12 protein-coding genes are annotated in these 12,798 nt (G+C 40.9%); all 12 read left to right on the forward strand.

The genetic code is table 11. The features are described 5' to 3' along the window. Nucleotides 1-4: 4 nt before the first annotated feature. The 12 genes from purE (at nucleotide 5) to purD (ending at nucleotide 12,789) form a co-directional block, all read left to right on the forward strand. A complete protein-coding gene (gene purE, locus NST46_RS11530) occupies nucleotides 5-496 on the forward strand; it encodes a 5-(carboxyamino)imidazole ribonucleotide mutase (protein ID WP_432806644.1) in 492 nt (163 codons plus the stop codon). After that, on the forward strand, nucleotides 483-1,613 hold the full coding sequence (gene purK / locus NST46_RS11535; RefSeq protein WP_095312617.1) for a 5-(carboxyamino)imidazole ribonucleotide synthase: 1,131 nt from the start codon (nucleotides 483-485) through the stop codon (nucleotides 1,611-1,613). The genes purE and purK overlap by 14 nt, the downstream gene beginning before the upstream one ends. Further along, a complete protein-coding gene (gene purB / locus NST46_RS11540) occupies nucleotides 1,610-2,926 on the forward strand; it encodes an adenylosuccinate lyase (RefSeq protein WP_095312618.1) in 1,317 nt (438 codons plus the stop codon). The genes purK and purB overlap by 4 nt, the downstream gene beginning before the upstream one ends. Continuing rightward, on the forward strand, nucleotides 2,916-3,629 hold the full coding sequence (purC, locus tag NST46_RS11545; RefSeq protein ID WP_341137225.1) for a phosphoribosylaminoimidazolesuccinocarboxamide synthase: 714 nt from the start codon (nucleotides 2,916-2,918) through the stop codon (nucleotides 3,627-3,629). Before purB ends, purC begins: the two co-directional genes overlap by 11 nt. Beyond that, nucleotides 3,626-3,877, forward strand: a complete 252-nt coding sequence (gene purS, locus NST46_RS11550) for a phosphoribosylformylglycinamidine synthase subunit PurS (RefSeq protein WP_095312622.1) — start codon at nucleotides 3,626-3,628, stop codon at nucleotides 3,875-3,877. Before purC ends, purS begins: the two co-directional genes overlap by 4 nt. After that, nucleotides 3,874-4,557, forward strand: coding sequence for a phosphoribosylformylglycinamidine synthase subunit PurQ (gene purQ, locus NST46_RS11555; RefSeq protein WP_118890119.1), 684 nt, complete (start codon nucleotides 3,874-3,876; stop codon nucleotides 4,555-4,557). Before purS ends, purQ begins: the two co-directional genes overlap by 4 nt. Next, entirely contained in the window at nucleotides 4,541-6,769 is a 2,229-nt protein-coding gene (gene purL / locus NST46_RS11560; protein WP_340002986.1) for a phosphoribosylformylglycinamidine synthase subunit PurL, read from the forward strand. Before purQ ends, purL begins: the two co-directional genes overlap by 17 nt. Further along, a complete protein-coding gene (purF, locus tag NST46_RS11565) occupies nucleotides 6,745-8,154 on the forward strand; it encodes an amidophosphoribosyltransferase (protein WP_095312628.1) in 1,410 nt (469 codons plus the stop codon). The genes purL and purF overlap by 25 nt, the downstream gene beginning before the upstream one ends. A gap of 183 nt (nucleotides 8,155-8,337) precedes the next feature. Further along, entirely contained in the window at nucleotides 8,338-9,357 is a 1,020-nt protein-coding gene (gene purM, locus NST46_RS11570) for a phosphoribosylformylglycinamidine cyclo-ligase (protein ID WP_341137226.1), read from the forward strand. Next, the gene (gene purN, locus NST46_RS11575; RefSeq protein WP_303447758.1) at nucleotides 9,354-9,920 is read left to right on the forward strand and encodes a phosphoribosylglycinamide formyltransferase; all 567 of its coding nucleotides are present in this window, start codon (nucleotides 9,354-9,356) and stop codon (nucleotides 9,918-9,920) included. Before purM ends, purN begins: the two co-directional genes overlap by 4 nt. 10 nt (nucleotides 9,921-9,930) lie before the next feature. Beyond that, nucleotides 9,931-11,466, forward strand: coding sequence for a bifunctional phosphoribosylaminoimidazolecarboxamide formyltransferase/IMP cyclohydrolase (gene purH, locus NST46_RS11580; protein WP_341137227.1), 1,536 nt, complete (start codon nucleotides 9,931-9,933; stop codon nucleotides 11,464-11,466). A gap of 78 nt (nucleotides 11,467-11,544) precedes the next feature. Further along, a complete protein-coding gene (gene purD, locus NST46_RS11585) occupies nucleotides 11,545-12,789 on the forward strand; it encodes a phosphoribosylamine--glycine ligase (protein ID WP_118890124.1) in 1,245 nt (414 codons plus the stop codon). The last annotated feature ends 9 nt before the right edge of the window (nucleotides 12,790-12,798 follow it).

The following is a 12,798-nucleotide window of genomic DNA, read 5'->3' on the forward strand; positions in this document are numbered from 1 at the left end:
TTTGATGACTCAGGTAGGCGTAATTATGGGGAGTATCTCAGATTGGGACACGATGGAACATGCGTGTAACATTCTTGAATTATTAAATGTCCCATATGAAAAGGATGTTATTTCTGCGCATCGTACACCGGATGAAATGTTTACGTATGCTAAAACAGCACGTGAACGTGGTTTGAAGGTGATTATTGCAGGGGCTGGGGGAGCTGCTCATCTTCCAGGGATGGTTGCGTCCCAAACGACATTGCCAGTCATTGGTGTTCCCGTTCAAAGCAAGGCATTGAATGGACTTGATTCTTTATTGTCGATTGTACAAATGCCTGGTGGTGTGCCGACTGCTACTGTTGCAATAGGGAAGGCCGGGGCAACAAATGCAGGTATTCTTGCTGCGCAAATTATAAGTACATTCGATGAAGAGATTGTTGGAAATCTAGAAAACTATCGTGAAACAATGAGAAAGAATGTATCGGAAATGAGGGAAGGTCTTGGAGAAAAATAAAACCATACTTCCACCACATACAATTGGAATCATCGGTGGTGGACAACTAGGAAGAATGATGGCAATCGCTGCTAGATATATGGGATATAAGGTTGCAGTGCTTGATCCTACGCCTGACTGTCCAACTGCCCAAGTGGCTGATATTCAGATCACTGCCGCTTATGATGATATGAACGCAATTAAAGAATTAACGGAAATTAGTGATGTTATCACGTATGAATTCGAAAATGTTGATTTGACAGCGGCTGCTTATATTGAAAAGCAAGGAAAGCTACCACAAGGTACCTATGCACTTGAAGTTACACAGAACCGTGAAAAAGAAAAAGACTTAATGCAGGAAATGAACTTACCAATTCCCGACTTCGCAATTGTAAAAAATGCAGAAGAATGTAGAAATGCATTACACACATTTACGATTCCAGCAGTGATTAAAACATGTCGTGGCGGTTATGACGGCAAAGGACAAATTAAAATAAATTCGATTGAAGACACAGACCGAGCAGCACAATTTGCAGAGGAACATGGCTATTGCATTATTGAACAATGGATAACGTTTGATAAAGAAATTTCAGTTGTGTTCTCAAGGTCTCACGAAGGAAAAATTACAATTTTCCCAATTGCAGAGAATAAGCATCGTGACCATATTTTGTATCAAACAACTGTTCCAGCAAAAATTAGTTCTACTGTTAAAAATAAAGCGTATGAAGCAACGAAAATCCTTGCAGAGAAAATGAATATTGTTGGCACATTTGCAATTGAAATGTTTGTACAAGGTGATGACATTTTCTTAAATGAAATGGCGCCAAGACCACATAATTCTGGACATTATACGATAGAAGCTTGTAATGTATCTCAATTTACCCAGCATATTCGAGCTATTTGTGGTCTTCCATTAGTAGAGGTTCAATTACTGAACGAAGCAGTAATGATCAATATTTTAGGCGAGGATATGGACGGCGTATTCAAGGCATTGCCACAGGCAGAGAACGGTTTTGTTCATTTATATGGCAAATCCGAGCCAAAAGAAAAGCGAAAAATGGGACATATCACATTTATTGCAGCTAACGAAGAAACGTTACAGAAACAGATCGAACATTTCAAGGGGGCAATGGCATGATTGAACGCTATACAAGAGAAGAAATGGGAAACATTTGGACGGAAGAGAATAAATTTAAAGCTTGGCTTGAAGTGGAGATTCTTGCATGTGAAGCATGGAGTGAGTTGGGTGTTATTCCAGCTGATGATGTAAAAAAAATACGAGCGCACGCTTCTTTTGATATCAATCGAATCTACGAAATAGAACAGGAGACACGTCATGACGTTGTTGCCTTTACACGGGGAGTATCGGAGACACTTGGAGAAGAACGGAAATGGGTCCATTATGGATTAACATCAACAGATGTTGTCGATACGGCATTAAGTTACTTAATTAAGCAAGCGAATGAAATTATTCGCAAAGATTTACATCGTTTTATTGAAATTTTGAAAAACAAAGCGATTGAACATAAGCATACGGTGATGATGGGACGAACGCATGGTGTCCATGCAGAACCGACTACTTTCGGGTTAAAGCTTGCCCTCTGGTATGAAGAAATGAAACGTAATCTGGAGCGATTTGAGTTGGCTGCGAAAAATATCGAATTTGGTAAATTGTCTGGAGCGGTAGGGACATATGCCAATATTGATCCGTTTGTTGAAACCTATGTATGTGAAAAGCTTGGGATCACGCCTGCACCAGTGTCTACCCAGACCTTACAGCGTGACCGCCATGCTGGATATATTTCTGCATTAGCGTTAATTGCTACATCAATTGAAAAGTTTGCTACGGAAATTCGCAGTTTGCAAAAAACAGAAACCCGTGAAGTAGAAGAACGGTTTGCTAAAGGGCAGAAGGGTTCCTCTGCTATGCCGCATAAGCGTAATCCAATCGGGTCAGAAAATATGACCGGAATGGCGCGTGTGATCCGTGGTTATATGATGACTGCATATGAGAATGTAGCCCTATGGCATGAACGTGATATTTCCCATTCTTCCGCAGAACGTGTCATTCTGCCAGATGCCACAATCGCACTGAATTATATGTTAAATCGCTTTGCGACCATCGTGAAAAATTTAACCGTATTTCCGGAGAATATGAAACGAAATATCGATAAAACACATGGTGTTATTTTTTCACAGCGTGTCTTGTTGAAATTAATTGATAAAGGGATGGCACGTGAAGCAGCCTATGATATCGTTCAGCCAAAGGCAATGCAAGCTTGGGAAACAGAAACACCTTTCAAGCAGCTTGTGGAAGCAGACGAAGAAATCACAGCTAAATTAACGCAGGAAGAAATAGATGATTGCTTTAATTACACCTATCATTTGAAAAATGTTGATGTCATTTTTGAGCGAATTGGATTATCAAGAGGTGTACAGGATGAAGGCTGATCTTGTGTATGAAGGAAAAGCGAAAAAGGTATATCAGGCAGAAGGAAGACCTGGAGAACTTGTTCTTTCCTATAAAAATGATGCAACAGCATTTAATGGAAATAAGAAGGAATCCTTTGAAGGAAAAGGAGAATTGAATAATTCTATCTCAACCTTAATCTTTCAGAAGCTTCATAAAAGTGGAATTGAAACTCATTTTATAGAGAAGTTGAATGATACCGAGCAGCTTGTGGTTCAAACGGAAATCATTCCATTAGAGGTCGTTGTTCGCAACATAGCCTCAGGTAGTATTGCGAAGCGTTTAGGGATTGAAGAGAAGACAATTTTTGAAAAACCAATCATCGAATTTTACTATAAAGACGATGCACTAGGGGATCCGCTGATTAATGATGAGCATGCATTATACGTAACAACGATTACAGAAGCAGAGATTAGTGAAGTGAAACAAAAAGCATTACAGATTAATCACCAATTATTGGAGCTTTTTCAATCGATCGGGATTACATTAGTTGATTTCAAATTAGAATTTGGAAGAAAAGCGTGTGGCGATATTGTTTTAGCGGATGAAATCTCGCCAGATACATGCCGCTTATGGGATAGAGCGACTGGAGAGAAGTTGGATAAGGATGTTTTTCGTCAAGGAAACGGAGATTTAATTGAAGTTTACAATGAAATATTACAACGGCTGGAGGCTAAAGCATGAAGAAGGTAACTGTCTATATTACATTAAAACAAGGTGTTCTGGATCCACAAGGAAAAGCAATTCAGGAATCATTAAATTCTTTAGGTTATAAGGAAGTAGAAGAAGCTCGTGTTGGGAAATTTATTGAATTACAAGTAGAAGAAGGACCCGATTTAACGGAACGTGTTACGGCAATGTGTGACAAGTTACTAGCTAATCCAGTAATCGAGGAATATCGTTTCGATGTGGAGGAGGCTGAAGCACTGTGAAATTTGCAGTAATTGTTTTTCCTGGATCTAACTGTGATCGTGATATGTATCATGCTGTTAAAGACGTTTTAAAGACAGAAGCTGACCTTGTATGGTATGAAGGCAGCAATTTAGAGAACTATGATGGAATATTGCTGCCAGGCGGTTTTTCTTATGGTGATTATTTACGCTGTGGAGCAGTTGCTTCCACTTCCGATATCATGAAGCAAATTAAAGTACATGCTGCGAAAGGAAAGCCAGTGCTCGGTGTATGTAATGGATTCCAGATTCTAACGGAAGCTGGTCTGTTGCCTGGTGCATTGCTGCGTAATGAGAAACTTTCGTTTATGTGCCATCAGGAACCACTTGTTGTGGAAAATAACGAAACTATCTTTACTGCTGCATATGACAAAGGAGAAGTTGTACATTTTCCAATTGCTCATGGAGAAGGTAACTATTTCTGTGATGAGGAGACGTTAAAAGAGCTTAAAGCGAATAACCAAATTGTTTTTACCTATCAAAACAATCCGAATGGATCGGTTGAAGATATTGCTGGGATTATGAATAAACAAGGAAATGTACTTGGAATGATGCCACATCCAGAGCGTGCTGTGGAACAGTTACTCGGCAGTGATGACGGGTTACGACTATTCCAGTCTATGATTCAGAATTGGAGGGACATGTATGCTGCAAACGCATGATATAAGTCCAGAGCAAATTGAACGTGATAAATTGTATCGTGAAATGGGTTTAAGTGATCAGGAATTTGAAATGATAAAGGATATTCTGAAGAGACTTCCTAACTTTACAGAGACTGGAATCTTCTCCGTCATGTGGTCAGAGCATTGTAGTTATAAAACATCCAAACCACTTCTTCGTAAATTTCCAACAAAGGCATCACATGTGCTGCAAGGGCCTGGAGAAGGAGCTGGAATTATTGATATCGGTGATAACCAGGCAGTTGTGTTTAAAATTGAAAGTCATAACCACCCATCTGCAGTAGAACCGTATCAAGGAGCCGCAACTGGTGTTGGGGGAATTATTCGTGATGTGTTTTCTATGGGTGCACGTCCAATTGCATCGATGAATTCATTGCGCTTTGGAAACTTAAATACCGATCGAACGAAATATCTCTTCTCAGAAGTTGTGAACGGGATTGCTGGCTATGGGAACTGTGTTGGTGTTCCTACCGTCGGAGGAGAAGTTCAATTTGATGACAGCTATGAGGATAACCCACTTGTAAATGCGATGTGTATTGGGTTAATCAACCATGATGAAATTCAAAAAGGGATTGCAGCTGGAGTTGGGAATACCATTCTTTATGCAGGTCCTCCAACTGGACGCGATGGAATTCATGGGGCAACCTTTGCATCTGATGATTTAGGGGAAGATGCAGCCAAGGATCGTCCTGCCGTTCAGGTTGGTGATCCATTTATGGAGAAGCTTCTGATTGAAGCGTGTTTAGAAGTCATTCATTCCGATGCATTAGTAGGAATGCAGGACATGGGTGCTGCTGGTCTTACGTCGTCTGCAAGTGAAATGGCTAGTAAAGCAGGAACAGGACTTGAAATGAACTTGGATCTTGTACCACAACGAGAACAACATATGACAGCTTATGAAATGATGCTCTCGGAATCCCAAGAGCGAATGCTTCTATGTGTGAAAAAAGGGCGCGAACAGGAAATCATTGATATTTTTGAGAAATACGGATTAAAAGCAGTTCCTGTTGGTGAAGTAATCGAAGAAAAAGTATTCCGTATTAAGCATCACGGGGAAGTTGTGGCAGATATTCCTGTAGACTCACTAGCGGATGATGCACCAGTGTTTCATATGCCATCAAAAGAAGCAGCTTATTATAAAGAATTTCAGAAAATAGAAAATACGGCCCCGTTTGTAAATGATCATGCGGAAATACTAAAGCAATTATTACAGCAACCTACAATCGCTAGTAAGGAATGGGTCTATGATCAATACGACTCAATGGTACAGACAAATACAGTCGTAACACCAGGTTCTGATTCGGCAGTTGTTCGGATTAAAGGAACAGATAAAGCATTGGCGATTACAACGGATTGTAATTCTCGTTATATTTATTTGGATCCTGAAACAGGTGGGAAAATTGCTGTAGCAGAAGCGACGCGTAATATTGTTTGTTCTGGTGCAAAACCACTTGGCTTAACCGACGGATTGAACTTTGGAAATCCAACAAATCCAGAAGTGTTTTGGCAAATGGAAAAAGCAGTAGAAGGAATGAGTGAGGCTTGTGAAGTCTTAGAAACTCCTGTAATCAGTGGAAATGTGTCCTTATACAATCAGTCAAAAGGTAAATCTATTTATCCAACACCAATTGTTGGAATGGTTGGACTTCATGAGTCATTGGAGCATATTACACCAAGCTTCTTCCAAAAAGCAGGGGACGCTATCTATTTAATTGGTCATACAGAAATTGAATTTGGTGGAAGTGAGCTGCAAAATCTACTTGACGGAGAATATAAAGGGAAAGCACCTGCTATCGATTTAGAAGTGGAAGCAACAAGGCAGAAGCATTTGTTAGAAGCAATTCAAAGCGGATTAATTGTATCTGCGCATGACCTTGCTGAAGGTGGGCTTGGCGTTGCTTTGGCGGAAAGTGTATTTGCTGGAAAAGGACTAGGTGCAGACGTACACCTGAGCGGAGAAGCTACCGTTGAGCTATTTAGTGAAACCCAGTCAAGATTCATAGTTACAGTAAAGGCTGAGGATCAAGCGCGCTTTGAGAAAGAAGTAAAAGACGCTAAGCAAATCGGTGTTGTAACCGATGATCAAACATTAAGCATAACTGTCAATGAAGCAGCAGTTATCCAGGAAAATGTTAACCAACTAGAGAAACTATGGAGGGAAGCGATCCCATGCTTGCTGAAATCAAAGGCATAAACGAAGAATGCGGTGTGTTTGGAATTTGGGGACATGACAAGGCGGCTGAACTTACCTATTACGGGCTGCATTCTATGCAGCATCGTGGGCAGGAAGGAGCAGGAATTGTTGTTAGTGATGGCAAGGAATTAACAGCACATAAAGGGCTCGGTTTGGTTAATGATGTTTTTAAAAAGGCAAAATTTGAAGAGCTTGCTGGCAGGAATGCAGTTGGGCATGTACGATACACTACCCAAGGCGGGAAAGTAATCGAAAATGTCCAGCCCCTTCTTTTCCGTACACAAACAGGCAGTATGGCCCTTGCGCATAATGGGAATATCATGAATGCTCACCAACTGCGCGGGGAGCTTGAAGATGAAGGGAGTATTCTACAGACATCATCTGACACGGAAGTACTTGCACACTTGATTCGAAGAGGAGGACAGCGAACAAATGAAACCTCCATATCAACTGCTCTCAACCAAGTTGTTGGAGCATATGCATATTTAATCTTAAAAGAGGATCGTATGTATGCAGCCCTTGATCCCGCTGGAATTCGTCCACTTTCCATTGGCAAGCTTGGTGATGCATATGTTGTTGCATCAGAGACATGTGCATTTGATCAAATCGGTGCAACCTTTGAACGGGAAGTTTTACCAGGAGAACTTGTAACGATTAGTGATGATGGCATAGAGATTAGGCGATTCGCTCCTCGCGGTGGCCGTAAATTGTGTGCAATGGAGTATGTCTATTTATCAAGACCGGACAGTGATCTGAATCATGTAAATGTCCATGCATCACGAAAACAAATGGGTGTGGAACTTGCAAAAGAAGCGCCAGTAGATGCAGATATGGTTATTGGAGTTCCTGATTCCAGTATTTCTGCTGCAATCGGCTACGCAGAAGAAAGTGGCCTTCCATACGAAATGGGAATTTTAAAAAATCGCTATGTTGGAAGAACATTTATCCAGCCTTCACAAGAGTTACGGGAGCAAGGTGTTAAAATGAAACTCTCTCCTGTTCGTGGCATCGTGGAAGGCAAACGGATTGTGATGATTGATGATTCCATTGTGCGCGGTACAACGAGCAAGCGAATTGTGAAAATGTTAAAGCAAGCCGGTGCAAAAGAGGTCCATGTTCGGATTGCATCACCATCCATTCAGCATCCCTGCTATTATGGAATTGATATGTCGACGAGAAAAGAACTTATAGCTGCTAATAATAGCCCAGAGGAGATCTGTGAAATAATTGGAGCTGACAGTATTGCTTATTTATCAGAGAGAGGTCTCGAACAAGCAATTGTAAAGGACAAAACGATTAACCAAGGAGTTTGTATGGCATGCATGACAGGGCGATATCCTGTGATGGAAAATGGAGAAACGGAAATAAATTATACAAAGTGCTAACAGCACGTTTTGACCAAAAAGCTATAACCGAGGCGAAGACACGTGGACACCGTAGCTGGAAAATTGATCGTTGCTAATGATTGAGCATTCCGATTTAAATGTGGTGACTGTGTTTGAAAAAACATATACGTGGCTGGTCAAAATTGCCAAAATCTAATCCAACATTAAAGGAGATATTCATTCATGTCAGAAGTATATAAACAAGCTGGAGTAGACGTGGAAAAAGGCTATGAAGCTGTGGAAAGAATGAAAAAGCATATTGCAAAAACGACACGCCCAGAAGTAATGGGGGGGATCGGCTCATTTGCAGGACTATTCGACCTTTCCAGTTTTACTTATAAAGAACCAGTGATGGTATCAGGTACCGATGGTGTTGGTACAAAATTGAAACTTGCCTTCGAATTAAATAAGCACGATTCAGTTGGAATTGACCTTGTTGCGATGTGTGCCAATGATATTGTTGCGCAAGGTGCACAACCTTTGTTTTTCCTGGATTATATTGCTTGTGGAAAAAATGACCCTGCAATGATTGAACAAATTGTTGCCGGAATCTCTAATGGTTGTGTTACTGCAGGAGCTGCACTAGTTGGCGGAGAAACAGCAGAAATGCCTGGGATGTACGAAGAAAATGAGTATGACCTCGCAGGCTTTGTTGTAGGAATCGCCGAAAAAACAAAATTGATTACAGGTGAGGCAATTAAAGCTGGGGATATTGTTATTGGCTTAGCCTCCAATGGTATTCACTCCAATGGCTACTCACTTGTACGGAAAATCATTGAGCAGCTTGATTTAAACTCAACATACCACGGGCTGTCAGCAAGTCTTGGAGAAACGGTAATGACACCTACGAAGATTTATGCGAAACCTGTAGCCGCAGTATTAAAGGAAGTGACGGTAAAGGGTATTTCACATATTACTGGTGGTGGATTCTATGAAAACTTCCCACGAATGATGCCAAAAGGGCTGGGTGTGGAACTAGATAAGAAAAGCTGGAACGTACCGGAGATTTTCACCTTCTTACAAGAAAAAGGAAGCATCTCAGAAAAAGAAATGTATGCTGTCTTTAACATGGGGATTGGTATGGCACTTGTCGTTGATGAAGCAAATGTTAACCGCACACTTACGATTTTAAAAGAAGCTGGTGAGGAAGCCACTGTTATTGGAAGTGTAACCACTACTGAGGGAGTGCAATTTCAATCATGAGCAAGATAAAAGCAGCAATTTTTGCCTCTGGTACAGGAAGTAACTTCGAGGCAATCATGGAAACAGAGCAGCTCGCATGTGATATTGCATTGCTCGTTTGTGACAAAGCTAATGCGGGTGTCATCGTCAAGGCAGAAAAATATGGTCTTCCTACATTCGTATTTGATGCAAAACAATTTCCTGACAAGGCAGCCTATGAAAAAGCTATCATTGACAGATTGGAAGAATCCGAGATCTCTTGGGTTTTTCTTGCGGGCTACATGCGGATTGCAGGAGCAACATTACTAGATCACTATGAAGGTAGGATCGTAAATATTCACCCATCGTTATTACCATCGTTTCCTGGGATTGATGCCATAGGGCAGGCATTTCGTGCTGGAGTGAAAACAACTGGAGTTACGGTTCATTTTATTGATGAAGGAATCGATACGGGTCCAATCATTGCACAAGAAAAGGTAGCGATTCTTCAAGATGATACAGAGGAAACATTAAAGAAACGAATCCAAAACGTGGAGCATCAATTATATCCAAAAGTAATTAATCAACTTTTACAAACAAAGTGAGGTATTCGTAATGAGCAAGAGAGCGCTAATCAGTGTTTCAGATAAAAGTAATCTTACAGCATTTGCAAAAGGCCTTATTGAAGCGGGATATGAAATTATTTCAACAGGTGGTACACTAAGCACCCTTGTAAATGCTGGGATTGAGGCGAAGCCAGTTGATGATGTAACAGGTTTCCCGGAAATTATGGATGGTCGTGTGAAAACATTGCACCCACTCGTTCATGGTGGCTTACTAGCAAAACGTTCCAATCCAGATCACATGAAGCAAATGGAAGAAAACAATATTTCACCAATTGACATGGTTGTTGTTAATTTATATCCATTTAAACAAACCATAGAAAAACAAGGTGTTTCCAATGAGGAAATTATCGAAAATATCGATATAGGTGGACCAACCATGCTTCGTTCTGCTGCAAAGAACTTTGAAGACGTTGCAGTAGTTGTTGATCCTGCTGATTATGATAAAGTACTGCAAGCACTCCAGTCTGACCAGCTAGATGCAGAAATTCGTAAACAATTAGCTGCAAAGGTATTCCGTCATACAGCGAACTATGACGCTATGATTGCAAACTATTTTATGACAGAAACAAATGAAGAATTTCCAGAAACCTATACCATTACATATGAAAAAGTCCAAGATTTACGTTACGGAGAAAACCCGCATCAGCAGGCAGCTTTTTACCGAAACCCAATAAATAAAAGCACGAGCCTTGCGACAGCTAAACAGTTACATGGCAAGGAATTATCCTACAATAATATCCAAGACGCTAATGCTGCACTTGAAATATTAGCGGAATATAATGAACCAGCCGCAGTGGCAGTGAAGCATATGAATCCTTGTGGAATTGGTGTTGCTGAAACAATCGAAGGAGCATTCAGCCGTGCTTATGATGCAGATCCGATTTCTATTTTTGGTGGTATTGTTGCTTGTAATCGGGAAATCGACTATGCTACCGCAGTGAAGCTCAGTGAAATATTCCTTGAAATTGTTATTGCACCTGGGTTTAATGCAGATGCAATGGAAATTTTGACAAGGAAGAAAAATATCCGCTTGCTAGAATTAGAACTAACAAACGAGTCAACTGCAATGAAAAAACTAACAACAGTTAGTGGTGGTGTCTTGATTCAAAATAGCGATAACGGAAACATCTCCTCTATCGATGATTTAAAGGTTGTAACGAAACGTCAGCCCTCAGATGAAGAACTGGATAACCTATTGTTTGCATGGAAAGCTGTAAAGCATGTGAAATCTAATGCAATCTTACTTGCTAAGGATAACCAGACAATTGGTGTTGGTGCAGGGCAGATGAATCGGATTGGTGCAGCAAACATTGCGATCGAACAAGCTGGTACTAAAGCGGAAGGATCTGTGATGGCATCTGATGCATTTTTCCCAATGCCTGATACAGTCCAAGCGGCAGTAAAAGCTGGAATTACAGCAATCATCCAGCCAGGCGGTTCAAAACGTGACCAGGATTCCATTGATGTTTGTGATGAACATGGCATCACAATGGTCTATACAGGGATGCGTCACTTTAAACATTAAACACTAAAGTCACCAGATCAAGGAAGGCTGTTCCAACGGTTCTGGTGACTTCTCTACTCGATTTAAGGAGGGTTCCAATTGAAAGTGTTAGTAGTCGGACGTGGTGGTCGTGAACATAGTATCGTTATGAAGCTTGCTGAAAGTAAAGCAATCACAACCCTTTATACAGCGCCAGGTAATGGTGGAATTCGGGAGCGGGCAACTTGTATTGCGATTGATGAAATGGATATTGAAGGGCTTTTGTCCTTTGCAAAGGAAGAAGCAGTTGATTTAACCATTGTTGGTCCAGAAAATCCATTAAATGAAGGAATTGCCAACCGTTTCCAGGAAGAAGGATTGCGAATATTTGCCCCAACAAAAGAAGCTGCACTGCTTGAAGGAAGCAAAAGCTTTGCTAAAGAATTTATGAAAAAATATGATATCCCAACAGCGGATTATGCTGTATTTACAGAAGCTCGTGAAGCAAAAGCGTATATTGAGGAAAAAGGTGCGCCAATCGTTATCAAAGCAGATGGACTGGCAGCGGGAAAAGGAGTTATCGTTGCTTTAACAAAAGAAGAAGCCCTAAATGCAGTAGACGATATGCTCATATCTAAAGCTTTTTCGAATGCTGGAGCTACTGTGGTTATCGAGGAATTTTTAGATGGAAAAGAATTCTCACTTATGGCATTTGTTCATGAAAATCAAGTCTATCCAATGGTAACAGCGCGTGACCATAAACGTGCATATGACCATGATGAAGGGCCGAATACGGGTGGAATGGGAGCATTTGCACCTGTGCCAGATGTTACAAAAGAGCATTTAGATTTTTCAATCGAGCATATCTTGCAAAAAACAGCTGACGGCATGATGGAGGAAGGCAGAACCTTCACAGGTATTTTATATGCTGGATTAATCATGACTGTAAAGGGTCCAAAGGTGATTGAGTTCAATACACGCTTCGGAGATCCAGAAACACAGGTTGTTTTGCCATTGTTAAAGAATGACCTTGTTCAAGTTTTCAACGATGTCTTGGATGGGAAAAATCCAGAACTAGACTGGGAGGATGCCGCATGCACAGGTGTTGTTGTAGCATCTAAAGGCTATCCAGGTACATATGAAAAAGAAGCGCCAATTCCATCATTTAATGTCACGGACAATACGTTTGTTGTTCATGCAGGAACTAAGCTGAAAGGTGACACAATCGTTTCGGATGGTGGCCGTGTCCTCTTGGTGGGTGCTAAATCTACCTCTCTAAAAGCGGCAACGGAGGATGTCTACCAGTTGCTTCATCCGCACGTGGAGCACTCAGCATTTTTCTTTAGAAATGATATAGGTAAATAGTTAACCCTC

The sequence above is a fragment of the Oceanobacillus sp. FSL W7-1309 genome (assembly GCF_038002145.1).
In the GTDB taxonomy this organism is placed as follows: domain Bacteria; phylum Bacillota; class Bacilli; order Bacillales; family Amphibacillaceae; genus Oceanobacillus; species Oceanobacillus profundus.